We start from the raw sequence: 26,840 nt of genomic DNA on the forward strand, positions 1-26,840 counted from the left end.
TCATTTGGTAAATGTCACCCCTTCCACATGTTCGCCGATGAAGAAGCGTGCCATGTCTCCCATCTTGTACCATTTCGGTTTGCCCGGCATGTCGTCGTAAATAGCTTCTCCGTTGATTCTGAGATTCTCGAAGCGGATGTTCTTCACTTTCCGTTCTTCGTTGTAGCCGGCAATGATGGACAGTTCGGCGTTCTCTCCGTTGTAGGTGATGTCCTTGAAGAGCACGTTCTCAATCCCTCTGCCCGGAGCCGCACAATATTTCTTGTTAAAGAAGATGCGTAGGTTGACAAGTTGGCCTTGACGGAAATCTTCTATGCGGATATTCTCGAAACGCACGTTGCGGACCAAGTTGTTGTCTCCTACGTTGATGGCCATACAGCCTTGATAGTCTATCTGCTTTTCTTTATGGTCGAGGATGTCGATATTGATATAGTTCAGGTTCTCCATTACTTCTTGACCTTCGGCATCGCCGTGCAGTCCGATGAAGATGGGATGGGCCACGTCCGCCCAGAGGGTGGAATTCTGCATGGTGATGTTCTTGCATCCGCCTTTGAAGCCCATACAGGTGGCATAAACAGTGGTACAGTCGTCCGAGTTTCTGCAAAATACGCCATCGAACAGTACATTGTTGCTGGCAAACACGTTCATCCCGTCGCCCCATCCATAGGAGCTGATGGCCTTTACGTTGCGTATCGTCACGCTGTCTGAGCCACCGGTGGGGCATTGGGTGGTAATCAAGCCTTCTACCCGGATGTTTTTGGAGTTGATGATGCTGACTCCTGCTCCACGTCCTTCGGGATGTACTTCTCCCCGGCCGAAGATAGTTACATTTTCAGCATTCTTTGCTCGTATGCACCCTCTGACGATGGCTCCTCCGGAAATGTATACGGTTTTGCCTGAAGGTACATCCAGCGTGTCGCCCGGTAATTGGTGTATGCCCGGACCGAAATAAATCAAGTTGCGGTTCTTTTTTAATTTCTTCGGGTTCATACCCGGTTTCAGAGGATTGTTCCGGTCTATCGGATTGGCGAAGAGGTGCAGGTTGTGGAAGATGTCGCCGTTCACTTCTATCGACAAGTTGTGGGGAGAGTTCAGCTTGAAAGTAAGCGTGTTGCGGCTGACCTGCGGAGTGATGCCGTAGGAAAGAGGACGTATGCGGGCTGTTTCTATCTCTTCCTTATGGGCGGTGACCGACACTTCCACTTCACCATCGAAGTCGAAATAGCTCATGGAGGCCAGCTTTACATGGTGCCGGGCCTCTTTTACTTCGTCCACTTTGACGGGATAGGTGGCTATCGTTTGCCACTTTCCACCCGGTTGGCGCACCTTGACGGTGAAGTCGTCCTTCAATTCCGCTTCCTGAGGAGCGGGATAGGTGATTAACTGGTTTTGCGCGCCGATAGTCTGAGCGAATCCGAGCAATAAGCCGGAGATAAGGATTAGTTTTCTTAGTTTCATTGGTAATAGCATTATTGTTGTTTTAAGTAGAAATACGTTTTCTACGGGATGTTCACTTAGTAGGGCTAATGAAATTTGTGCAAATTAAGTGCTTTTCGGCTTTCAATCGTATATTTTGTGTAGAAAACGATGGAACTTATGAAACAGATTTGCAAATTAGTAGTGATGTTATTGTTGGCCTTTACCGCAGGAGTACAGGCACAGTTAGTGACATATCCTGAAAGTTTAAATCCGGGCATGCCCCATAATGACGACTACACGGTACGTGTACGCATCCCCGGCGGTGAGTGGAAAGACTTGTTTGAATACAACGTACAGGTAGATATGGACAACGTGCAGAATGCTTCCATGGTACAATTTGATATGGGAAGTGCTGTAGAGGTAATGGTGAAGAAGAACAATGGCAGCGTGCGCGAAGTGACCATACGCCCTTTGAGTAAAGGTATTGAATACAAGCAGATACAAAACGCCATTCTTTTCACTTTGGAAAAGCCACAGTATCTCTCTATTGAATTTGATGGCGACCGGTTGCACAATCTGCATCTCTTTGCCAATCCTTTGGAAACAGAAAAATATGATAAAGAGACAAAAGGCATCATGTACTTCGGTCCGGGAGTCCACCGTCCTAAAGACTTACCTAATAATCAAATCCGTATTCCCGGTAATACCACCGTGTATCTGGCACCGGGAGCGGTAGTCAAAGCGAAACTTCTGGTAGACAAAGCGGAAAATGTCCGGATTATCGGACGAGGCATCTTGGACCATCCGATACGGGGCATTGAAGTGACTGACTCAAAGAATGTGCTGATAGATGGAATTACCGTAGTGAACCCTGATCATTATACCGTATTCGGAGGCGGTTCAACGGGAATCACCATCAAAAACCTGAAATCATTCAGTTGCAAGGGTTGGAGTGACGGCATTGACATGATGTGCTGCCGCAGTGTGATGATTGACAATGTCTTCATGCGCAATTCGGACGACTGCATCGCTCTGTACAATCACCGCTGGAACTGGTGGGGAGGTTCGTCCGACATCACTGTGCAGAACTCCATTCTTTGGGCAGATGTGGCACATCCCATCAATGTAGGCGGCCATGGCGACCCCGATTCACCTACGGGAGAAGTAATAGAAAATTTGACTTTCCGCCACATCGACATTCTGGAACATGACGAGGATGACCCGATTTATCAAGGTTGCATGACAGTGGATTGCGGTGACAAGAACCAGGTCCGTAATGTTCTTTTTGAAGATATCCGGGTAGAGAATATTCAGGAAGGACGGCTTTTCTATGTCAAAGTACGCTTCAACGGGAAATATGATAAACAGCCGGGAAGCGGCATTGACGGCATTACTTTCAGGAACATTACGTACACAGGAGTAGGAGAGAATCCATCGTTGATGCAAGGACTGGACAAAGAACGAACCGTGCAAAACGTGACGTTTGAAAATGTAGTAATCAATGGAGAACGGATGAAGGACCTGAAAGGAGTAGTAACCAATGAGTTTATAAAAGGAATTAAAATAAAGTGAACCATAAGAGCCAGTTTAAATTTTCTTCAAAAAGTATTTCTTCAGCTTCTTCCCAAGCTTCTTTCCGGTCTGTTTTCCTCTTTTTATTCGTCACATAGCCCGCTATGCTCCTCATAAAAACAGAAAAACATCCTCAGAAAGAACTCTCAAAATAATGCTGAATAAAATTTGAACAGGCTCTAAAACCAAAGAACCATGAATAGATATAGACTGCTTTTTTCAATAATCCTCTTGCTTTACTTCTCTCCCTGCCTGCGGGCAGGAGAGTGGCAATGGTCTGTGACTCTTGACGGATTCGTCTCCAACGAAACGAACCGGAATCCTACGGCTTTCTTGTGGATACCCGCCGACTGTATGCAGGTGAAAGCAATTCTTGTAGGACAACACAATATGAGCGAAGAAACTCTTTTTGACAATCCCCTTTTCCGCGAGAAGATGCAGAAGCTGGGAATCGGCTTTGTATGGATAACACCCGGCATCGACCAGCAATGGGATGTATCGAAAGGCACACAACGGATATTCGAGAAAATGATGGCCGACTTGGCAGACGTCAGCGGATATAGCGAACTGAAAAATGTCCCTATCGTGCCCATAGGCCATTCGGCCATGGCTACTTATCCCTGGAACTTTGCCGCATGGAATGCGGAACGTACCTTGGCCGTCATCTCCCTGCACGGCGATGCTCCGCGTACGAACTTGACCGGCTACGGGCGTGAGAATCTGGAATGGGGACGTACCCGTAATATCAACGGGATACCCGGACTGATGATTGAAGGAGAATATGAATGGTGGGAAGCCCGGGTAAATCCGGCACTGGCTTTCCGCATGATGTATCCTGAAAGTTGCATTTCGTTTCTGTGTGATGCAGGACGGGGACATTTTGATGTGGCAGATGAAACAGCCGCATACATCGCTCTGTTTCTGGAAAAGGCTGTCTGCCTGCGACTGACGGATGAAGTGACGAAAGACGGTAAAGTAAAACTGAATCCGATAAACCCGACCAAAGGCTGGCTGGCAGAACGCTGGCATCCCAATCAGAAGAAACGAGCCAAAGCTGCTTTCTACTCACAATATAAAGGCGATGTGCATGACGCTTTCTGGTATTTTGACCGTGAAATGGCAGAAGCGACTGAAGCACGGTATGTGCAAAGTCGCGGTAAGGAAGAACAGTATCTGGGATTTGAACAAAGCGGCAGTCTGCTGGCATACGACAAGAAACAGCATGTACGTGTACAGCCTCGCTTCAATCCGAAAGCCGATGGAATTACTTTCCATCTGAAAGCCGTATGTACGGATTCCCTGAGAACGAAACTGTCTGACGAACACGCAGATGCAACGCCGACAATCAGTCGCATCTGCGGACCGGTAGAAAAGGTAAATGACACGACATTTAAGGTATCTTTCTATCGGATGGGTATGGATAACCCACGCCGCACCGGTGATATATGCCTGCTGGCAAGCCAGACAGGAGACCGGAGGTATAAAAGTGCCGTTCAGGAAGTCAGTATCCGCATCCCCTACCGGAATACGGCAGGAGAAAGGCAGCATATACTGTTTCCGGGACTGCCCGATGTGGAAACAGGAAGCGGGTCTCTATCTTTAAAAGCCACAAGTGATTGCGGACTGCCGGTCTCTTACTACATCAAAGAAGGTCCGGCCGAGATAGAAGGAGACCAAATTGTATTCACTCCTATTCCTCCTCGCAGCAAATTTCCGGTAAAAGTGACGGTAGTTGCCTGGCAATACGGCGTTGCAGGTAAGGTGCAGACGGCCGAGCCGGTGGAACGTAGTTTTTATATAAAGAAAGAATTAATAAAAAGGTTATGAGAAATAAGAGTTTAATCCTAATGACAATTTGTGCGGCTCTATCAACCGGTCTTTCCGCCCAATCCGTTTATCCCGGACAGCATGCCGGAAAAATGAAAAAAGTGACGACCGCACCGATGCAGGTAGAAAGTTTCGACTTAAAGGACGTGCGTTTATTGCCAAGCCGCTTTCGCGACAATATGATGCGTGATTCCGCTTGGATGACTTCCATAGCAACCAATCGTTTGCTGCACGGTTTCCGCAACAATGCCGGAGTATTTGCCGGGCGTGAAGGCGGATATATGACCGTAAAGAAACTGGGTGGTTGGGAATCGCTGGACTGTGAACTGCGCGGACACACAACAGGGCATTTACTATCAGCCTATGCGCTCATGTACGCATCTACCGGAAGTGAAATATTCAAGTTGAAGGGCGACAGCCTTGTTACAGGTCTGGCAGAGGTACAGGCGGCTTTGGGAAACGGATATCTCAGTGCATATCCGGAAGAATTGATTAATCGGAACATACGTGGGACAAGTGTATGGGCACCCTGGTATACACTGCACAAACTCTTCTCCGGATTGATTGACCAATACCTCTATGCAGATAACAAACCGGCATTGGAAGTTGTGACCCGCATGGGCGACTGGGCTTATAATAAACTTAAACCACTGGATGAAGCCACCCGGAAAAGGATGATACGGAATGAGTTCGGCGGTGTGAACGAATCTTTTTATAATCTTTATGCCATCACCGGCGACGAGCGTTATCAATGGCTTGCCGAATTCTTCTATCACAATGATGTGATAGATCCGCTGAAAGAACAACGCGATGATTTAGGTACCAAGCACACGAATACCTTTATTCCAAAAGTTCTTGCCGAAGCACGCAACTACGAGCTGACGCAGGATAACGACAGTCGGAAACTGACAGATTTCTTTTGGCATACCATGATAGACCACCATACCTTTGCACCGGGATGCAGTAGTGATAAAGAGCATTATTTCGATCCACAACAATTATCCAAACATCTGACCGGATATACCGGTGAGACTTGTTGTACGTACAATATGCTGAAACTAAGCCGTCACCTGTTCTGCTGGACGGGAGATGCCAAAGTTGCCGATTACTACGAACGTGCACTCTATAATCATATTCTTGGACAACAAGATCCTGAAACGGGAATGGTATCCTATTTCTTGCCCTTACTCTCCGGCTCTCACAAAGTTTATAGTACCCGGGAGAATTCCTTTTGGTGTTGTGTAGGCAGTGGTTTTGAAAGTCATGCCAAATACGGAGAAGCTATCTATTGTCACAATGAAAAAGGAATTTACGTGAATCTCTTTATTCCGTCAGAAGTAAACTGGAAAGCAAAAGGAATAACTCTGCGTCAGGAAACAGGTTTCCCAGCAGAAGAAAACACTACATTGACCATCCAAACAGACAAACCTGTCACCACTACGATTTATCTGCGCTATCCCTCATGGAGTGAAGGCGTGAAAGTAAACGTCAACGGGAAAAAAGTATCGGTAAAGCAGAAACCGGGATCATACATTGCTGTAACCCGCCAGTGGAAAGACGGTGATCGCATTGAAGCCAATTATCCGATGAGCCTGCAGCTGGAAACCACTTCTGATAATCCTCAAAAGGGAGCTCTGCTATACGGACCGCTGGTATTGGCCGGCGAATTGGGAACAGAAGGTATGCAAACTCCGGCACCATTCTCTGATCCGGCATTATACAATGATTATTATACTTACGATTATCATATCCCGGCAGGATTGAATACGACATTGCAAGTAGACTTAAAACATCCGGAACGCAACCTGCAACGTACAGGTAAAGGACTGGAATTCAAAAATGCGGAAGGTACTATATTGAAACCTCTGTACGATGTGCACCATCAACGTTATGTTATATATTGGGATTTAAAAACAAAGTAGATGAAAAAGAATCTTCTTACAGTTTCTCTTTGGGGAATTTATCTTTTATTCCTGTCATGCCGCCCTGCCAGTAATAGGCAGGCGGTTTATAATTTTGCACCACTCGATTCCATTATTACCGGTTGGATAGACAAAGAGTATTATCCCGGTGCAGCCATTTGCGTAGTTAGAGATGACAGCATTATCTTTTGGAAAAACTATAAAGAATTCACTCCCGATACCAAAGTCTATGTAGCCTCTGCCGGAAAATGGGTGGCAGCTGCAGTCATCGGAGCGGTAGTAGACCGTACCGATTTGGATTGGAATGATAATGTAAAGAAATGGATTCCTGAATTTAAAAACGACGTAAAAGGAATGATTACTTTACGTCAGTTGCTTTCGCACACATCAGGCGTTCGCCCTTACCTGCCGGAACCACGCGTAGACAATTACAATCAGCTGGATTCGGCAGTCATGGAGATTCTTCCACTTGACACGGTTTTCACTCCCGGCACTCGTTTTGAATATGGCGGACTTGCCATGCAGATAGCCGGCCGGATGGCAGAAAAAGCGATGAATAAAGAATTTGAGGAATTATTCCAGAAATTAATTGCCCGACCTTTAGGAATGAAAAGCTCTCACTTCACGCCCGTGAATACGGATGGCGGACACGCTCCCATGCTGGGTGGAGGTCTCTGTACCACTTTGCACGACTACATGCGTTTTCTTGATATGATCTACCACAATGGCGTATTTGAAGAAAAGCAAATACTGAAACCCGAAACCATACATGAAATGCAGGCAGACCAGGTGGGAAATGCGGAAGTTCACCCGGGTGAATACGTAGAACGTGCACTGAAAAAATATCATACCGGTATATACGGTTTGGGAGAATGGAGGGAACTCATTGATGAAGCAACAGGAGAAGCCTATCAGATCAGTTCACCGGGTTGGGCCGGCGCCTATCCATGGATCAATAAACAGGGCCGGGTATATGGATTCTTCATAGCCCATGTACAGGGAAGTTCACAAAAGGAAGATGGTTTCTCGTCATTTTATGGAAGTCCCGTCATTTCACAAACTGTCTCGAACATTATTTCCCTAAAAAGATAGAATACATTGAGTATCCCCATATCTTAAATCGTATTTATATAAAAACAATAAATACGAGGATATGAAGACTATCGGCTCAACAATTATTATGTTAGCTCTCGCTTCTTCCCTTTTTGCGGACAATGGCAAGGAACTGAAGCTGGCATCTCCTGACGGAACACATGAAATAGTATTTTACCAAAAGCAGGTTTCACCTGCGGTAAACGAACTTTGTTATCGGGTAGATTACAAATCACAACCCGTAGTCAATGAGTCGCGTGCCGGGTTGGAACTGGACAACCGGATATGGGAAATGGCTTTGGGAGTTCGAAATCTGAAACAGCCTGCCTGCTGGATGGACAATCTGGAAGTGGACTCCGTGACTTACCAGCTCGAAACAAACCTCACCTGGCAGCCGCTTTACGGTGAGCGTAGCAGTGTACGCGATCATTACCGGGCCGGCACCCTTTGTCTCTCCAAGAAAGACAACTCCGGTTATCGGCTCAATATAGAGGTACGTGCCTATAATGAAGGAGTGGCTTTCCGCTATTTCTTCCCGGAACATCCGAAGGCTATCTTTCATAAAGTAGTAGGTGATCTCACAGAATACGCCTTACCGGCAGGCACAAAAGCATGGACTGAACAATGGGCACAGGCTTTCTTCGAACGCCTGAATATCGATGATATCAAACATCCGGTGGAACGTACCCTTACGTTTGAACTCCCGAATGGCAAATGGGCCGCACTGGCAGATGCGGATGTAGACGACTGGTGCCTGACCAAATACCTCGTCTCCACCGATAAGAAGAACACGTTGACTTCTGTAATGTATAGCCCCGTAGATGTGGTGACCTATTATGCCACTCCTTGGAAGATAGTCATGGCAGCCGACAAACCGGGTGAATTGCTGGAACACAATGATATCATCCAGAATCTGAATCCGCCGTGCGAAATTGCCGATGCTGCCGCATGGGTGAAACCGGGCAAGATTATGCGCGAAACGACTATCACCACCGAAGGGGCTATTGCTACCATCGACTTCTGTGCAGCACATCATATTCCGTATATGCTTTTCGACTGGCAATGGTATATGCCCTGTACTTCACATGACGGGGATGCTACAAAAGTGGTTGACAAACTGGATATGCCCCGCGTAGTAGCATACGGTAAGGAGAAAGGAGTTGGCATCTGGGTGTACGTCAACCAGCATGCACTCATGAAACAAATGCGTGAACTCTTCCCATTGCTACGCCAATGGGGAATTGTCGGAGTGAAATCCGGTTTCGTACAATACGCCAGCCATCGCTGGGCTACCTGGTTGCACGACATGGTCCGCTTGGCAGCAGAGAACCATCTGCTGATGAATATCCATGATGAGTATCGCCCTTCAGGCTTCAGTCGTACTTATCCGAATTTATTGACTCAGGAAGGTATTTGCGGAAACGAAGAGTTTCCCGATGCAACTCATAATGTCACGCTTCCCTTCACTCGCATGATAAACGGTGCAGCCGACTATACGATCTGTTATTTCGACAAACGGCTGAAAACGACTCATGCCCACCAACTGGCAGCATCGCTCGTGTTCTACAGTCCGCTGCAAACTATCTTCTGGTATGACAAACCGTCGTTCTATCACGGAGAACCGGAAATGGAATGGTTTGAGAACTTGCAAACTGTATTCGACGATACGAAAGTATTGGATGGCGCTCCCGGCAAAAACATAACGATGGCCCGTCGTAAAGGGCAGGAATGGTTCTTGGGGGCGATGACCAATAATGAAGGTTCCGAAGAAGAAATTCCTTTGGATTTCTTGGATAAGAATAAAGTCTATCTTGCTTCTGTCTATACCGATGGCGGCGAAAAGGTGAAGACACGCACGCAGGTGGAATGCAGTTATTTATTGGTGGATGCTTCCATGACGATGAAGTTTGACCTGAAGCCCAGTGGCGGTGCTGCGGTTCGTTTTGTACCGGTGGAGGCGAAAGAGGCGAAGGGATTTAAAAAATATAAAGGAAAAATATTATAAAGGTTTGGGTGTAATTCTCCCTTTGAACGTATAGATGATAGATTATTCAAAGAAGGTGTTGTTATGGTAAAGATGTTTTTTATACTGTTTGGAGTACTTGCATTTTGTCAGGCTGTATGTGGACAGTCCGTTTCCAAAGTTTGGGTTGCCGACCGGAAGGATGGGACGTATATGAATCCTGTTCTGCATGCCGACTATTCCGATCCGGATGTGTGTGCGGTGGGAGATGATTTTTATATGACCGCTTCCAGCTTTAATTGTACTCCGGGGTTGCCCATTCTCCATTCCAAGGATTTGGTGAATTGGAAACTGGTAAACTACGCGTTGAAAACTATCGAACCGGAAGAATTCTATAACAAGCCTCAGCATGGAAAGGGCGTGTGGGCTCCTTCCATACGTTACCATAACGGTGAGTTCTATATTTATTGGGGAGATCCGGATTTCGGCATTTTTATGGTGAAGGCTAAAGACCCGCAAGGTGAATGGGATAAACCGGTATTGGTAAAGGCCGGAAAAGGCATGATAGACCCTACGCCTTTGTGGGATGAAGACGGGAAGGTCTATCTGGTTCATGCGTGGGCCGGAAGCCGTGCAGCTTTCAACAGTGTCGTCACGGTATGCGAAATGAATCCGGAAGGAACCAAAGTCATCAGCGAACCGGTGTTGGTATTTGATGGCAATGACGGGGTGAACCATACGGTGGAAGGCCCCAAATTCTACAAACGCAATGGGTATTATTATATATTGGCCCCTGCCGGTGGGGTGGTTACCGGTTGGCAACTGGCACTCCGTTCAAAGAATGTTTATGGCCCTTACGAAGTGAAGAGGGTGATGGCGCAAGGAAGTACGGACATCAACGGCCCGCATCAGGGCGCTTGGGTAGAGACGAATTCCGGTGAATCCTGGTTTGTACATTTTCAGGATAAAGCAATGTATGGGCGGGTCATTCATCTTAATCCGGTGAAGTGGACGGAGGGTTGGCCTGTCATTGGTGAAGATAAGGACGGTGACGGTTGCGGAGAACCGGTAAGACGGTATCGGAAACCGAATGTCGGGAAGACATATCCGGTAGAGACTCCGGCAGAGAGTGATGAGTTCAATTCCCGCCGGTTGGGGCTGCAATGGGAATGGCATGCCAATTATCAGGATGCTTTTGGTTTTACTTCCGATTTGGGGTATATGCGTATCTATGGGCATGTGCTGTCCGAGGACTTCGTGAATTTCTGGGAAGTGCCGAATCTGTTGTTGCAAAAGTTTCCGGCAGAAGAGTTTGCTGCCACGACCAAGTTGAAGGTGGTGGCTAAAGCTGACGGACAGCAATCCGGATTGATTGTGATGGGATGGGACTATTGTTACATTGGAGTGGAGAAGCAAGGCGACAGATTCGTGCTGAAGCAGGTGGTCTGCAAAGATGCCGAGCAACAAAATAAGGAAACTTCTACCCGTTTGATGGAATTGCCGGTAAGCCGGAAGCTTGAAGCCGGACTGTTCCCCAATTATGAACGGGACATCTATTTGCGGGTAAAGGTAGGTAAGAATGGGGTCTGCCATTTCCATTATAGTTTGGATGGAAAGAAATATCAACCGGCCGGTGAACCGTTTACTGCACGTCAAGGCAAGTGGATTGGCGCTAAAGTCGGTTTGTTCAGTACGGCTCCGTTCGGTAAAGATAGAGGTTGGGTTGATGCTGACTGGTTTCGCATAGAAAAATAAAAAGATAAGATAAATGAAAACAAAAACACTATTGGCAGGCTTGGGACTATGTTTGCTTGCTGCTTGTTCAATTTCAAAAGAGGAGTTGATTGTTGATAAGGAACTGGATTATTGTAATCGTCAGGTGCATCGTACTTTGGACATCATGCGTGGAAAGGGAGGTAAGATTGACTATACGATGATGCCTCGTAATATCTTGGATGGCCAGTACGACTGGAATTATCGCAAGGCTACGAAAGATGAATGGTGCAGCGGCTTCTGGCCGGGTATTTTGTGGTATGATTACGAGTACACCGGTGATGAAAAGATTAAAGAGGAAGCGGAGAAATTCACAGCTTCTCTGAAATTCCTTTCCGAAATCCCGGCTTTCGACCATGATTTGGGCTTTTTGGTCTTTTGCAGTTATGGAAACGGGTACCGGTTGACCCATAATCCCGAATACAAGCAGGTGATTCTGAATACGGCAGATTCATTGGCTACCTTGTTCAATCCCCGTGTAGGCACTATCCTTTCGTGGCCGCGCAATGTGGAGATGTTCGGTGGGCATAATACGATTATGGATAACCTGATTAATCTGGAGATGTTGTTCTGGGCAGCCAAGAATGGCGGTAATCCATATCTGGCAGATATAGCCGTCTCTCATGCCGATAAGACAATGAAGTACCAGTTCCGTCCGGATTATACTTCCTGTCATGTAGCAGTTTACGATACGCTGACGGGGGATTTTATCCGGGGATGTACCCATCAGGGATATGCGGACAATTCAATGTGGGCCCGTGGGCAGGCTTGGGGAATTTATGGATATACTACTGTCTATCGTGAAACAAAAGATGTCCGTTATCTGGATTTTGTGCAAAAGGTGACGGATGTATATCTCAAGAATTTGCCGGAAGATTATGTGCCGTACTGGGATTTTAATGACCCTGCCATCCCGGATGCTCCACGTGATGCATCGGCTGCCGCAGTAGTAGCTTCCGCATTATTGGAGCTTTCTACTTATCTGCCTGGTGAAAAGGGGAGGGAGTACAAGGGTGCTGCCATAAAGATGTTGAAAAGTCTTAGTTCGGATAAATATCAGAGTAGAAAAAGCAACCCCTCTTTCTTGTTGCACTCTACCGGACACTGGCCTGCCAAGTCGGAGATTGATGCCTCTATCATCTATGCTGATTACTACTATATGGAGGCATTGTTGAGGCTGAAAAAGCTGGATGAAAAGGAAAACGGATAAAGTTTGTTTCGAGTGTTGGGATAGGAGCAATACCCTGATTTTCGGGACTTATCTATCTGTTTTCCGATGAGCCTGGCTTTATCTTCTTAACCTGATGAGGTTACTGACTTTCCGTTGTATTGCCAGTACGTTCAGCAGTGATACTGCCAGAAACAGCAGACCGCTGGTCAATATGCATGGAAGCAGTGAACCGCTCTCCAGTTGCGGGAAGAGGTTTTGGACTACTTCTATATAGTAACTGCGTACCCATGCCACGCAGCCGATGGCGAGGAGCAGTACCAGTACATTCAGCCCTACTGTCAGTATATAATAAGGCGTGGCTACCCGCGTCGGGCTATATCCTATCAGCAGCAGGTTTTCCAGTTTTACCGTATTCTTTTGGAGAAGCAGGAAGATGCTCAGCATCAGGATGTAGAATGACAGAATGCTGATGAACAATCCTACGCCCACGACGATAGCCGTAATGAGGCGCAGGAAATAAGTTGTCTTTCCGGCATCCAGATTGTTGCCTTCGGTTTCGTAATTCTTTTGCTGGAAATAGTCGGTGATGGCTGTGTCGGTAGGATTCTTCACTTCCACAATAAGTCGGGACGGTTCAGCTTCTTTTTCCGGTGCAAAATTCTTGTTGGCCCAGTCCATGAAGGATTGGGGAACGAGAATGGTATTCAGCCGGTTGGAGAATCCTACAATGTTGCCTTCATATTGTTCCACACGTCCGTTGCCCCGCATCATGATGTCCATCTGTACCAGACTCATCAAGCCTTCGGAGAGTTTCGGCAGACTCCGGCTTTGTGCAAAGCCAAAGTTGTAGAGGTTCAGATAATTGCGCGGAATGATGATGGGGATTACCCGGGCATCTTCGTCAAAATGCCATTTCTCCAGACTGACATCCACATATTCGTCGGGTACAGACTCGAAAAACATCTCCGTTGACAGACGGATACCGGCTTCCTGCATACCGAGTCCGGCAGAAACCTTGAACAGGGAAGGAGTGAACGCGCCTACCCCCTTAGTAAAAGGTTGGGCTTTCAGGTCCTTTATCTCATCTTTGGAGAAGGTATTGCTTTTCCCGGCAAAGCTGCCCAAAGTACTGATTTTCTTGGTAGCAATGATATAATCCTTCTTCATGAAACTGTCCCCTTCCGTAAAAACGGGAAGGACATCACGATAGAATTGTACGCTCAGCAATACAATCATCATGCCGAAGAGATTGGCGAGGAAAAAGCCTGCCAACTGTCCGACACTGATGTGCTGGCGGAGAAGTTTCCAAACAAGTCGGTTCATATTAGCCACATTTATAATTGATAAATTTCATCATAATCCAATTCCAGATGTTTGCCGATGGAAGTCACTATGATTCCCGCTCCTTGGCGGCTGGCTTCTTCTGTCAGCAGCCTGCCCATGATTGTTCCGTTCTCGTTATCTAGATGGCTGACGGGTTCATCCAGGAAGATGAAGTCGAAAGGCTGGCAGAGGCTGCGGATAAAGGCGACTCTTTGTTGCTGGCCGAAAGATAGCTTCCCGGCTTTTTCGTTTACCTTGTCGGCAATGCCGATTGCCTCGAATAGGGTAAGGACTTCTTTCCTTTTTTTGAAGTTGGTAAGCCGGTTCTTCAGTTGTATGTTTTCGATGGCGGTAAGTTCGGGAAAGATACGCAACTCCTGAAAAAGAATGCTGAGGGAGTGTTTGCGTATATCTGTCCAGTCATTGACGGAGAGTGAACGGATATTGCGCTCATCAAAGTTGATGATTCCCTGATAATCGTTGCGGTAGCCGTAAACATAGCTGCAAAGCGATGATTTTCCGGTGCCCGAAGCGGCTTCTATGAGATAACGTTTCCCTTTGTGGAACGTAATGTCCCGATGCCATACGTCTGAGGTAATGGCATCACGGTCGGCAAACACTTGAGGTAGTGTTTGCCGTAGGTGAATCCTATTCATGAGTGGTATTAATCCTTAATCTCTAATCCTTAATCCTTAAATTACATTCCTGCAAACTGCTTGATAAAGTCCACAATCTGTTTCAGTGCATTAACATTCTTGTTCTTCAGCTGCAGGGTGACAGTTGCCTTGTCCTCGTTGCCGACAGCTTCCAGATACGAGATATTGCCGAGCAGCGAGTAATAGGTGCTATACTCTTGTCCGCCAAATCCAGCTAGCATTTTTACAACGGGCAGGTCAAGTACGGCTTCCGCATTGATGACAAAGGCTGTGCGCTTGCCTTTCAAACTGGAAGCGAAGTCCGTTTCTTTGGCAGACGGGTCAGCGGTCTTGCATGCATTCTTATACAGCAGTTCGTCATTGGTGGCGTACATCTGTTTGTCTCGTATGCCGAAGAATATGTTGATAGCGCGTGATTTATAGACATATTCATTCTCATTCAATTTCACGATGTCTTCGCCGCGTTTCAGTCCCAGTTCGGACTTTTTCTCATAAAGGGCTTTCAAGGGAGCGTCGTTCTTTACGCTGGCATAGGCCAGGAAAGAAGGATTGCTGTTCATGGTTACATTGATAAGGCCTATGGTCAGGTCGTTGTGGAAAGCACTGAACAAGTCTTTTACTTCAGCGGCTTTGGTAATGGAGAAATCGTTGCGGAACTGCTCATTCTCTTGCAGCACATTGTAGAACTCTTCTCCATTGATACCTATGCTGAATAGCGCCAGGGTAGATTTTGGGAAATACTTCAAGAACGTGTTTTCGATGGGACAAGTACTTTTGATTTGCTTTTCGAAAAGTGCTTTCAATTCTGTGTTCTCGGTATAGCTCTCTACTTTCAGTTCTATTTTCCCTTTTTCGAAGGAGAGACTTCCCAGCATCTTCAAGTCTTTCAGGTCGATATTGTGGGATATTCCGTAATTCAGCGGATTGGCGTATGCACTCAGCAGGCTGGAAGGAGAGATGAGCATATTGATGTCTCCATCCTGCTTTTGCATTTTCTTGAAAGCGGTGTTACTGTTGATGCTGTTTTCTCCGGTCTGTTTCAGCAAGGCGGGAATTCCTTCTTTGACTTTTTCCAGTTGCGATGTGCCGGTGTAGTTCACCACCATAAGCGTGGTAGGAGTGAAAGCGAGCAATGCCCGCTTGTTGATTTGTGCAAAACTGTAACCGTCCGCTTCTGCCACATGGCTGATTATCTGTTCTTTCTCCGTAACTTCCAGAAGCTTCAGCAAATCATCCTCACTTTGAACCTTGGCTACCATGGTGGTGTAGGGGAACGAGGGAGCGTTGAAGACATAAATCGGCGCATTGACGTCCACTCCCGATTTGGCAGGGTCTTTCAGTACAGCCTCCAATTGTTGGAAAGTAGCTGCATTCATATCGCTTTTCAAGGCATCTGTCAGCTTTTGCAGTGCTTCTTTAGTCTCTTTATCTTTGGTACCGGCCTTGTCTGCCAATGATTTTAAATTGACAGCGATGACTTGCGAGGCATCGGAAGGAATAACGTTGGTGTATTCTGGCTTTTTGGACGAACAAGCGCTTATCAGCACGATGAGCATTGCCAGTACTGAGAAGTGGAAGAATAGGTTCTTTTTCATATAGTTTTTGTTTTAGTGAGTATCATTGATTCTGTAAATTGAGGATGTGGCAGGCAACCAGTGCCGCCGTCTCTGTACGCAACCTTGATTTTCCCAAGCTGATGGGGATAAAATCGTTTTCCGTCGCCTTCCGGACTTCCTCTTCGCTGAAGTCTCCTTCAGGACCGATTAGTACGAGAGCGTCCTCTCCGGGATGTACCATATCCTTCAAAAGCGGTTTTTCGCCTTCATAACAGTGGGCGATGAATTTCTGACCCGGAAAAGGCTGTGTGATGAACTTGTTGAAGTCTGTCATTTCATTCAGTTGGGGCAGGCGTGCCTTGAGCGACTGCTTGATGGCAGAAACCAGAATTTTGGAGATGCGCTCCGTCTTGATGACTTTCCGTTCCGAGAAACGGCAGTTCAGGAATGTCAGTTCATCAAACCCTATTTCCGTCGCTTTCTCGGCAAACCACTCTGTACGGTCCATGTTCTTGGTAGGTGCCATGGCAATGTGCAGATGACCTTTCCACAAGGGGGCTTGCGGAAGGGTTTCCAGAATATTCACCAGGCAGCGTTTGTTGGTAGCCGTACTGATTTCGGCGCGATAGAAGCAGCCCTTTCCGTCTGTCAGCATAACCTCGTCGCCTGCTTGCAGGCGTAAGACCCGTACGGCATGTGCTGCTTCCTCTTCGGGCAGTTCTGCGTGGGTCTGTATGTCGGGAGTATAGAATACGTGCATGTTACAAATTGTTTTTGAGTTGGTTGATTTGGTCTCTTATCTGTGCGGCTCGTTCGTAATCCTCTTCTTCGATTGCTTTCTGCAGGGCTGTTTTCAATATGCCTATTGTGTCTTCCTGCAACAGTTCGTCTTTGTCCGGCTCGCTGCCTCCCATAGGGTCGGTGGTGCTTTCGCCGGTTTTCAGACATTCTGTTTCGAGAATCTCTTCGTAGACAAAGATAGGAGCATTCATGCGCAATGCCAGGGCGACGGCATCGCTGGTACGGGCATCAATCCGGAGAATAGTCTCTTCGGCTTTCATGTAAAGGTAGGAGTAGAATACTCCGTTGTCTACTTTATAGATAAGAATACGCATCAGTTTTACACCCAGCACCTCAAGAACGGAAGCAAATAGGTTATGGGTCAGCGGACGGGGCGGTACAATACCTTTCATCTCGATGACCATAGCTTGTGCTTCGGTGGCACCTATAATAATCGGAAGCTGGCGTTTGCCACCCACTTCACCCAGTACCAGGGCATAGGCACCCGCTTGCGCCTGGCTGTTGGAAATGTTTAGTACTTGTAGTTCTATCTTTTTCTTATTCATACCTATTAAATCAACCTGACTCTCAATCAGTTTTTCTCTATTTTTTCCGGATTATGTTTATAGCGGAACACCATTCCAAATAGCAGACCAATGACTAAAGCATATCCTGCAAAGATAAGCCATACCGGTGTCCAGTCGCGGCTTACCAGTCCTCCGCCTTCGGCATATACCGAGAAGGCATCCACCACGGCTCCGCTGGCATAACCTCCGATGATGGCTCCCACACCGTTCGTCATCATGAAGAACAAGCCTTGTGCGCTGGCACGGATACTGGGATGTGCCTCCATTTCTGTAAACAGCGAGCCCGATACATTGAAAAAGTCAAATGCCATGCCGTAGACAATCATCGAGAGAATGAGCATCCAGAGTCCGCTTCCCGGGTCTCCGAGGGCAAAGAGCCCGAAACGGAATACCCATGCAAACATACTTATTAACATAACACGCTTGATTCCGAAATGTTTCAGGAAGAAGGGGATGGCAAGGATAAACAGCGTCTCACTCATTTGCGAGATGGAGAGCAGGATGACGGAGTGTTTTACACCGAACGAATCTGCATATTCGGGTATGGAAGCAAACGAACCCAGGAAAAGGTCGCCGTATGTGTTTGTTATTTGAAGGGCGGCTCCCAGCAGCATGGAGAACAAGAAGAAGATAGCCATCTTCTTGCGCTTGAACAGCACCAGTGCGTCCAGTCCGAAAGCGGAGAGCATCGTTTTTCCTTCGCTGCGCATGGGGGGGCAGGCTGGCAAAGTGAAAGCATAAAGTCCCAGCATGGCTGCCGATATGGCTGCCACATAGAGCTGTGCCGAACTTGCCTTGAACCCGGTGAGGTCCACAGCCCACATGGCACAGATAAAGCCTACCGTTCCCCATACACGGATGGGAGGGAAGTCTTTTATCAAATCCATCTTATATTTTTCCAATGCATTGTAGGATACGGTGTTGGCCAGAGATAGTGTAGGCATGTAAACAAGCATGTTGAGCAGCATGGCCCAGTACATGTGGTTGTATGTGGTGGCAGTTGAAGCATAAATCAGAGCACCGGCACCGATGAGGTGGAGTATGCCATAAAGGCGTTCGGCGTTTATCCATTTGTCGGCGATGATACCGGTCAGTCCGGGCATTATCAGTGAGGCTATACCCATGGTTGCAAAGATTGCTCCGATTTGTCCGCCTTCAAAATGTAACGTACCGCCCATGTAACCACCTAATGAAATCAGCCATGCTCCCCAAACGAAGAATTGCAGGAATTGCATGGCAGTGAGTCGGAATTTGATGCTCATAATATTAGCTTTTTATGTTTTGAATTATGTAATAGATGCAAATGTACAATGAGACTAGGAGAAAAACAAGTTCTGTACGGCTTTTTCTTCAACGAAAGAGATTAATGAGGGATGGGTTTTGGGAAGGAATGTATTATAAAAAAAGAAGGGTATCTATCCCAGACACCCAATCTTTATTAACCTTAAATCTAATACCATGAAAAACACAGTGCAAATATACACGGTTTATGTTATATAACATGCTGTTTTGGCGTATTTCTGCTTTTTATTAACTCTATTTAAGAAAAGCAGGCTAACAAAGCCTGCTTTTTCCTTTATTCTACATATAGAACCAGTCCTTTCAGGTATTCCCCTTCCGGATGATAGATGCTGACCGGGTGGTCGGCAGGTTGCGTCAGTTGGTGCAGGATGCGTACGCTGCGGCCGGACATGGCAGCGGCTGTGAACACGGCGGTGCGGAAGTTTTCTTTGCTGACGGCTTGCGAGCACGAGAAAGTGAAAAGAATACCTCCGGGCTTGATTTTTTCGAAAGCCTTGACATTGAGTTTGCGGTAGCCTTGCAGGGCATTGCGCAGAGCATCGCGGTGCTTGGCAAAAGCAGGAGGGTCAAGAACTATCAGGTCGTATTGGTCGCCCATGCGGTCAAGGTATTTGAAGGCATCTTCTGCATAGGCGGCATGGCGGGTGTCACCCGGGAAGTTCAGTTCGATGTTCTTGTTGGTCAAGTCGATGGCTTTGGCGGAGCTGTCCACGGAATGCACCAGTTTGGCGTCTCCACGCATAGCATATACGGAGAAGCCGCCGGTATAGCAGAACATATTCAGTACGCTGCGACCTTTGGCATAACGTTCCAGTAGCGAACGGTTCTCGCGTTGGTCTACGAAGAAACCGGTTTTTTGGCCTTTCAGCCAGTCGATGTGGAACTTCAGGCCGTACTCCATGGCTACATTGTCCGTGCTGCCGCCTTTCAAGAAACCATTCTCCGGATAGAGGTCGGCCTTGAAGGGAAGGGTCGTCTCCGATTTGTAATAGATATTGTCAATCTGGCTGCCCATCACTTCGGTAAGGGCATCGGCAATGGCCATGCGGTCGAGGTGCATGCCGGCAGAATGTGCCTGCATCACTGCGGTACGGGCATAAATGTCGATAACCAGCCCCGGCAGGTTGTCTCCCTCCCCGTGCACCAGGCGATAGGTGTTGTTTGTCGGGTTTCCGGCTATGCCGATACTGCGGCGCATGTCGTATGCTATGCTGAGTTTGCGTTTCCAGAAGTCCGCATTGATTTCTTCTTCTTGACGGAAGGTCAGTACGCGTACGGCGATACTGCCAATCTGAAAATGCCCTTTGGCTATGAATTCCTTTTTGGACGTGTAGATTTCAACAACTTCCCCTTCTTCGGGCTCTCCGTCGAAATGTGCGATGGCGCCGGAAAACACCCACGGGTGAAAACGCTTTAATGACTCCTCTTTATTGGGTTTAAGGTATACTTTGTACATATATATATATAATGTGATTAATGTGGTAATCTGATAATGTGCATCACATTACCACATTATTATTGGCTTCTATCTCAAAATCTCCTGTCCGTTTCAGTTCTTGCAGCCTGTTGTAGATGTTGAGGCATGCCCAGGCATCGGTGGCGGCATACAGTTTCTGCGGTTCGGTCAAGGTTTCGGCTTCCCAGTTGGAAAGGCGCTGGCTTTTCGAAATCTTTTCCCCGAAGAGGATGGCGTATATCTTCTGCAGGCTTTTGTCCTGGATGCCGAAAGTGCGGACATATTCCTGCAATTCGATGCAGGCATGCTGTTCGAAGGGCGCGCGTTTGTGCAGCATCATGAAGTCGTCCCGCAAGGAAAGGCCTACTTTCGTTACGCTTGGGTTTTCCAGCAATGTGATAACCGGCAGAGTCAGTCCCGTCAGGTTGAGGCGGAACAGAAAGCAATGTTCCTCTGAGGAAATCTGTAGCAGGGCCACCTTGTGTATCTGTCCTTTTGTGAACGATGGACGGGTTTCGCTGTCTATGCCCAGCAACGGGCAGGACTTCAGATAGGCGACTGCCTTTTCCGCTTCCCATGGTGTCTGTACGACATGTATCTGTCCCGGAAAGGCGGCTTTGGGCAGGTCTTTCACTGTTTCTTTATCTATTGTTCTTTTGATAACCATAATTTAATATTCAAAGTCTGCGGTTTCCTCCTCTTCATCCTCGCCTTGCGCATACTTCACCTCGTGCAGGGCACGCAGGGTGTTGACAAGCTTCTGTCCCCAATGGAGGCGGAAGTTTTCCTGGCAGATGGCAAGCGAATCGTTCATCGTCTCGTTGAAACCCAGCTGGAATACGAAGATAAAGTCCTTGATGTCCTGGTATATGTCGGCCAAGTCTTCGGAAATGTTCCTGGTGATGGGCTGGTCACTATACTTCATGTCGGATACGAATACGTCCAGGTAGTCGTCTTTCTCGGCCAGGATATTGGCGAGGTTCATGCGGAGTACCTCATAGGTCTCTTCGGTGACGAATGTTTCCGGCGCCTCGTCTCCTATGGTTTCGCACTCGGGCAGCATGGAGGCCTTCAGGTAGAGCAGCGGAAGTATTTTTAAGGAGGTATCGACGAACGCGGAACGTTTCACCCCTTCCGCTTGTTCCAGAAACTTACAAAACTCGGCGGCTACGGTCACAAACTCTACGGCATTCCGGTCGAATATCACTTGACTTTCTTTTTTCATATCTTCTTGATTTGAAACGCAAAGATAGCGCAAACCGAAAGTAGAAGCAAATTAATTGGCAGGATTATTCTTTTTTCACTACATGATATTCTGTTCCTCTTGTCTTCCGGCGGCTGCTGATGCCCAGTTTGTGGAGTGCACGTCCGAACAGAGCCACTTTATTGATGGACAGCCGGTCTTTGGTCTTGGTTTGCAAGAAGGAGAGAATCTCCATAGGGGTCATCCAGTCTCCTTCCTCTTCATTTTCGGCGGGATGGAAGTGGCAGAGGAAGAGCTGTTCCAACGGTGTGGGCTGTTCAAACTCCCGGTTGGTCTGTTTCAAGATGGCTTCGTCGGAATCGTCCAGCCAGTAGCGTTCACCTTTGGCTATGGCATCCATGGCTTGTGCGTAGAGTTGCCGGTAGTTGATGGTGACATTGGTATGGATGGGGCCGGTGACTTCGATGCAGATGAAACGGCGGCTGCCGCTGGGGTCTGTCAGCAGGTCTTTCTGGTTGCTGGTTGCTATAAAGGAGGCGTAGCGTCTTATTTCCTGGATGGCGGTGCCGTAAGGCTTGCGCAGGTTTGCCACGGGTTTCTGCAGCAGATGCTTTAGAAAACCTTGCTGATTGACGCTGATTTGGTCGAATTCGTCGATGTTTATCAGGAAAAAGCGGCCGAGGCTCCGCTCTGCGTCCTGCTTGCTTTTGAAGTCGATACTGTCGGTATATCCGAAGCGCAGTTCGGGTGGCAGCAGGATGCGGCAGAAGGTACTTTTACGATAGCCTTGGGCTCCGACCAGTAGGGGAGACGTGTTGTTTCCATGCTGACGGTCGATGTTTTGCCAGTGCGCCGTCATGCTGAGAAACCAGCGGTAGAAGAGTTCCCGCCAGTACGGATTGTTGCAGGGGACGAGGTCGGCCAATGCGCGGATACGGTCCTTGCCGTCCCAATGTCCGGTGCTGTTCAGATATTCTTCGATGGGGTTGTACAAGGGAATGGCGTCCGAGTTGAGGTAGCGTGCCACATCTCTGTCCCATACGCTGATTCCTTCTTTCAGGGCATTCTGTCCGATACTGCTTCTTACCCGCTGGTCGGCAGGGCGGAAATGGAAGTGTATGGAGTCCCGTTGGCGGAATTCCAATTCTCCCAGCACGGTGTTCCAGCGGAACTCATAGCGTCTGTTCATGAATTCTTCCAGGCGGAAGGCGGTGATTTGGTCGCGGGTCATGCTGCTGCGGGTGCCGAAGCCTTTGCATTCGCGGTAGAGGTTGTGCAGGGTCATGCGCACCAGTTGTTCATCCGCTTCGCGGTAGTAGTGCATCATGACTTGACGTACTGCCTCTTCTTCGGGAATGCCGGCTTTGTAGCAATGCCCGGCAAGCAGGTAGAGCAGGGGGCGAAGGTCATCGCCCCGTTTCCAGTTTTCCAGCTCTTCGAAGGTACGGTTCAGGGCGGCTTCGAAGAGGATGGAGAAGGTTTGGGAGGCCGGATAGCCGGGGGCAATGCGCATCAGCGGGTTTGCTTCGGTCTGTTTCCGTTGGCCGAAGGTGGGCTCGTCGGGCACGGACAAAGGCTGTTCCAGACAGAAAGGGACGGCAGACGGATTGTAATAGGGACGGTCATCGAGCGTCATGCGGCAGCTTTGCTCCACGGCAGGTTCTTTCAGGGTGATGGGGTAGGGGAGCAGGGGCTGGTAACAGTTTACGGCGAGCCGGTAGGCAGCGGTATGAAACAGCCTGATTTTTTCTTCCTGCCTGGGGCGCGAACCGTCGGGGGTGGCAAACAGTACCCATATTTTTACGCTTCGTCCGCTGCTTCCGCAAAAGGCGGCAAAAGTTTGCGGCAGCAGGGCCGCCTGGCGCTTTACTTGCTCCACTTCCACGGCATTGGCCAGGTGGTTGACTTCAATCTGTACCAGTCCGTTGTAGGTTTTCAGGTATCTTTCCCCCTCTTTGCTGCGGGCATATTCTGCGGCAGGGCAGATGCGTGGTAGTTTGTCTATGCAGGGGTAGTGTCCGTTGCTTCCGGTGATGTGGGGAATGAGGCTGCGCAAGGCGGATATGTGTCCGGCTTTGTTCTCGGTTTTCATCTTCTCCATCAAGGTGTCGCTGGGCCATGTGCTGAATGTCTCTTTGCCGGTTTCACGAGCGGTGCGTATAAGGGTAAGTTTCATGGGGTGCTTGCTGTATTAAAGTCCGCAAAGCTACTGAAAAATGACGGGACAGCCGAGGAAAAGTGGAATTATGATGAAACTTCTCATATTTATTCCGGCTGTACGTCGTAATCCGACTGGTTTTTCACGCCGACAATGTCTTGCTTCCTCACCTCGGTTGTTAATATGTGCTGCAACTGCTGTGAGGTCAGCGTCTCGGTGGGAGAGAACTCAGCCGACTTCATATAGTTTAAAATGGCATTGCGCAGCTGACCTCCTTCCGGAGTGTGGCGAATTGCTTCGAGGTTGCTCATACAAACCAATACCTTACCGTTGTCTACGGCAAATTCGAACAGCAAGCCTAACTTGTGGTTCCGTTCCACATTGTCTACTACTTGGATAAGCGGCTTGTATTCGTGGCGCGTAGCATTCAGAATAAAGGGGCGGGCATGGCGTACGATGCTCCACCATTGCCAGTTGCTATGGCACTCGGTGGGGAACTGCCGGAACAAGGGATGTTTCTCGTCCATTAGCAAGGAGAGGGTGCCCGGCGAAACTTCGCGGCCGGCGTTTTCCGAAATGCTTTTGAACATGGCATAGTTCCAGTAGTCAGGAGTAAAAAGTCCACCTACACTCTGTTCTTCAATGGCTTTGTGGTCGGGTATAAGCAGTATCTTCCCTCCTTGGCTCAGTCTCTTTCGCGCCTCGTCATCCAAGGACTGACAGATGAAGATGTCCGCTTCGCTTTCCGGTGTCCGGTCGGGGTATACCCATAAGTTATAATAGTTATGATAATTCCCGGTGGTCAGTGTCAGTCGCAATTGGGCAGGCTTGTCTATTTCGGTAAGGGTGCTTTTCAACTCGCCCACCTGCATTACTTTTCCTTGCTCTACATGGGCGGGGACTTTGCCTTCGCGAACAAAAGTTACGCTGTCACTCAGGCTTTCCAGACGCCAGCATAATGCATCAGACCATGGTTGCTCTTCGTAATTTGTCAGGGCGAGGCCTATGTTCAGCTCTTCTTTGTTGCTGTAACAGTAGGTGTCCATAAGCGCCAGCGGTACCACCGGAGCACAAAAGCCGCGGAATGTTTCGGGAGTGACAATGCCTTTGCTGTCCATGAAAGCATCCAGAATGCCTACCAGTCCCGAGCCTTGTCCGGGAAAGTCTTGAAGGTCGAGCATCTGGAATCCGCCCAGGCCGGCAGTGCGCAGGCCGTATTCAATGTCAGCCTTGTAGCATTCGACGGCAAAACGGCCGGTAGCCTGATGGAATGCGTCGATCTGGTTCTGCAGTCCGTTTTCATTGAGCCGGTCACGGAATATTTCCAAGTTATATGGATGCAATACGCCGGTGTATTTCTCCAACTCCTTGTAGTCGGGATAAATTTGGAACTGTCCGGTTTCGTGACTGATGACCGGTCGGGGAGATTTCGCTATGGCAGCAGTATAATCCGCACGGGTATTGGGACGGGTGTTGTTCAAGATACCTCCCTTTTCGGCATCGACAAAGGCAAACGAACTGCGTACGTGCGTTGTATAGCCTTCGCCTCCTCCTACCCGGCAGGTTGTCAGATAATCTTCACCGTCTATGGCACCTCCCCAACCCAGGAAGTTGTTGGAACCGAACGAATAGAGATGGCGGTTGTCATGTTTTCTGAATCCGTCCAGCCAATTGCGCATCAGGTCAACGTCGCCACCCAACTCGTTGCCCAGTCCCAACATGGTGAATGAGGGGTGATTGCCCATGTAGTCGAGGGTCATATAGGCTTCGTTCTGCAAGAAGTCATTCAGGCGATGGTTGTCCGGTGAAATGCTTCCCCATAAAGGCAACTCGGCCTGGAAATAAATACCCTCGATGTCGGCAGCGGCAAAAGCGGCGCGGGGCGGGGTGTAGGAATGGCAACGGTAGTAGTTGATGCCATAACTCTTGGCTGTCTGAAAAACTTTTCGCCAGGACTTTACATCCATCGGCGCATATCCGGTAAGTGGGAATACGCAAGCGTCGTGTTTGCCGCGCAAGAAGGTCTTGAAGCCGTTTATGGTGAACTGAGTACCTTCGGTGGCAAAGTCGCGCATACCGAAATCTGTTATTATATTGTCTTTACCCTCGTTTGTGGCAAGGGTCACGTTCAGTGCATAAAGTGTGGGGTGGAATTCGCTCCATGTCTGCATCCGGTTGCCCATGTCGAGCGTCAGTTCTATCTTATTTTCACCTTTGCTCAAGCCGACTTGTTTTTCCATGTCCGGTAACTGGTGTTCTTGTTGGGTGTTCCACGTCTTGGTAGAAAGGGTCACTACGCCCGATTGCTCCGAATCGCTGTATATGTTTACATGGATGCGGGCCTTTTTCTCCTTTACAGACGGGTAGACTTGTACCTGCTCGAGATAGGTGTGTGGGGTCGCTTCGATGTAGAAATCGCCCAGAATGCCGTTCCAGTTGGTTTGTGTGCCGTCGGTCCAGGCATGCGAGCTTTGGATTTCGGCTGGTACGGAGCTGGGAGAATTGTCAATGCGTATCTTTATATGGTGGCTGCCGGGTGCCAAGGCCGGCAGGCTATAGCAGTGAGGTGCATAGATATGTCCCAACGTGCCGACGCTGTCCCCGTCTATCCAGAGAGTACTGGGCTTTGTACGTTCCATGAAGAGTATCAGGCGTTTCCCTTCCATCTGTACGGGAATTTCAACATCTTTTTCATATTCTACGATGCCGGAGTAGGGATAAGTCCGTGTCAACTGGGAGGTTACATTGGTGGGATGCCTGCCGTCTCCCAACTTGTTTTCATCCGTCGTACCGGGCAATGTGCAGTTCCCTAATGAACTGTTCCAATTTCCTGATAAATCGATTCGTTCTCTTATTGTCTGGAATTCTTTTTTGTCTGTACATGATGCCAGACATGCCAATAAGCATAATACAATGAAATTTCTCATAAACTACCTGTTTTTCATGGCCGGTGATTGATTGACCGGTTGCAAATATAGGGCATTGCTCCCGTCTCTCTGTATACAAAATGTTTCCAATTATGTGACGGGATGTTTTTTTATTGCTATCTTCATGCTTGATATTAGTGTTGTTGAGTGTT

The 26,840-nt window shown here is 48.1% G+C and carries 19 protein-coding genes; 7 read left to right on the plus strand and 12 right to left on the minus strand.

What is annotated here, in order from left to right; genetic code table 11:
• Positions 1–1,458: a glycosyl hydrolase family 28 protein gene (locus DW896_RS03000; protein ID WP_034529542.1), complete on the minus strand. Its 1,458-nt coding sequence runs from the start codon at positions 1,456–1,458 to the stop codon at positions 1–3.
• Between the two features lie 138 nt (positions 1,459–1,596).
• Between DW896_RS03000 and DW896_RS03005 the strand changes: the two genes are divergently transcribed.
• The 7 genes from DW896_RS03005 to DW896_RS03035 all read left to right on the plus strand — a co-directional run bounded on the left by DW896_RS03005 (position 1,597) and on the right by DW896_RS03035 (position 12,778).
• On the plus strand, positions 1,597–2,991 hold the full coding sequence (locus tag DW896_RS03005) for a glycosyl hydrolase family 28 protein (protein ID WP_005832954.1): 1,395 nt from the start codon (positions 1,597–1,599) through the stop codon (positions 2,989–2,991).
• Between the two features lie 195 nt (positions 2,992–3,186).
• Positions 3,187–4,818, plus strand: coding sequence for a hypothetical protein (locus DW896_RS03010; protein ID WP_005832952.1), 1,632 nt, complete (start codon positions 3,187–3,189; stop codon positions 4,816–4,818).
• Entirely contained in the window at positions 4,815–6,740 is a 1,926-nt protein-coding gene (locus DW896_RS03015) for a glycoside hydrolase family 127 protein (RefSeq protein WP_005832950.1), read from the plus strand. Before DW896_RS03010 ends, DW896_RS03015 begins: the two co-directional genes overlap by 4 nt.
• On the plus strand, positions 6,741–7,832 hold the full coding sequence (locus DW896_RS03020) for a serine hydrolase (protein ID WP_005832948.1): 1,092 nt from the start codon (positions 6,741–6,743) through the stop codon (positions 7,830–7,832).
• Positions 7,833–7,893: 61 nt separating this feature from the next.
• Complete coding sequence (locus tag DW896_RS03025) at positions 7,894–9,837, plus strand: glycoside hydrolase family 97 protein (protein ID WP_009038057.1); 1,944 nt, start codon at positions 7,894–7,896, stop codon at positions 9,835–9,837.
• A 63-nt stretch (positions 9,838–9,900) separates the two neighbouring features.
• Entirely contained in the window at positions 9,901–11,550 is a 1,650-nt protein-coding gene (locus DW896_RS03030; protein WP_009038058.1) for a glycoside hydrolase 43 family protein, read from the plus strand.
• 13 nt (positions 11,551–11,563) lie between these two features.
• A complete protein-coding gene (locus DW896_RS03035; RefSeq protein ID WP_009038059.1) occupies positions 11,564–12,778 on the plus strand; it encodes a glycoside hydrolase family 88 protein in 1,215 nt (404 codons plus the stop codon).
• A 78-nt stretch (positions 12,779–12,856) separates the two neighbouring features.
• On the opposite strand, the gene DW896_RS03040 is transcribed toward DW896_RS03035, so the two are convergent.
• The 11 genes from DW896_RS03040 to DW896_RS03090 all read right to left on the minus strand — a co-directional run bounded on the left by DW896_RS03040 (position 12,857) and on the right by DW896_RS03090 (position 26,688).
• On the minus strand, positions 12,857–14,062 hold the full coding sequence (locus DW896_RS03040) for a hypothetical protein (protein ID WP_009038060.1): 1,206 nt from the start codon (positions 14,060–14,062) through the stop codon (positions 12,857–12,859).
• Positions 14,063–14,073: 11 nt separating this feature from the next.
• On the minus strand, positions 14,074–14,718 hold the full coding sequence (locus DW896_RS03045; RefSeq protein WP_009038061.1) for an ATP-binding cassette domain-containing protein: 645 nt from the start codon (positions 14,716–14,718) through the stop codon (positions 14,074–14,076).
• Positions 14,719–14,759: 41 nt separating this feature from the next.
• A complete protein-coding gene (locus DW896_RS03050; protein ID WP_005826925.1) occupies positions 14,760–16,313 on the minus strand; it encodes a DUF4836 family protein in 1,554 nt (517 codons plus the stop codon).
• A gap of 22 nt (positions 16,314–16,335) precedes the next feature.
• Positions 16,336–17,034, minus strand: coding sequence for a 16S rRNA (uracil(1498)-N(3))-methyltransferase (locus tag DW896_RS03055; RefSeq protein ID WP_009038062.1), 699 nt, complete (start codon positions 17,032–17,034; stop codon positions 16,336–16,338).
• A 1-nt stretch (position 17,035) separates the two neighbouring features.
• Positions 17,036–17,620, minus strand: coding sequence for a bifunctional nuclease family protein (locus DW896_RS03060; protein WP_005832936.1), 585 nt, complete (start codon positions 17,618–17,620; stop codon positions 17,036–17,038).
• Positions 17,621–17,646: 26 nt separating this feature from the next.
• Positions 17,647–18,903, minus strand: a complete 1,257-nt coding sequence (locus DW896_RS03065) for a nucleoside permease (RefSeq protein ID WP_009038063.1) — start codon at positions 18,901–18,903, stop codon at positions 17,647–17,649.
• Positions 18,904–19,217: 314 nt separating this feature from the next.
• Positions 19,218–20,399 (minus strand): class I SAM-dependent rRNA methyltransferase, encoded by a 1,182-nt coding sequence (locus DW896_RS03070; protein WP_005826914.1) that lies wholly within the window; start codon positions 20,397–20,399, stop codon positions 19,218–19,220.
• A gap of 43 nt (positions 20,400–20,442) precedes the next feature.
• Positions 20,443–21,066: a 3'-5' exonuclease gene (locus DW896_RS03075; protein WP_119992869.1), complete on the minus strand. Its 624-nt coding sequence runs from the start codon at positions 21,064–21,066 to the stop codon at positions 20,443–20,445.
• Positions 21,067–21,069: 3 nt separating this feature from the next.
• Complete coding sequence (locus DW896_RS03080) at positions 21,070–21,624, minus strand: DUF5063 domain-containing protein (RefSeq protein WP_008665189.1); 555 nt, start codon at positions 21,622–21,624, stop codon at positions 21,070–21,072.
• Between the two features lie 64 nt (positions 21,625–21,688).
• Positions 21,689–23,779: a BT4734/BF3469 family protein gene (locus DW896_RS03085; RefSeq protein WP_117652704.1), complete on the minus strand. Its 2,091-nt coding sequence runs from the start codon at positions 23,777–23,779 to the stop codon at positions 21,689–21,691.
• Positions 23,780–23,868: 89 nt separating this feature from the next.
• Complete coding sequence (locus DW896_RS03090; RefSeq protein WP_119992871.1) at positions 23,869–26,688, minus strand: glycoside hydrolase; 2,820 nt, start codon at positions 26,686–26,688, stop codon at positions 23,869–23,871.
• Positions 26,689–26,840: the final 152 nt, after the last annotated feature.

Origin of the sequence: Bacteroides sp. AM41-16 (assembly GCF_003603495.1) — a bacterium.
Taxonomy (GTDB): Bacteria; Bacteroidota; Bacteroidia; order Bacteroidales; family Bacteroidaceae; genus Bacteroides; species Bacteroides uniformis.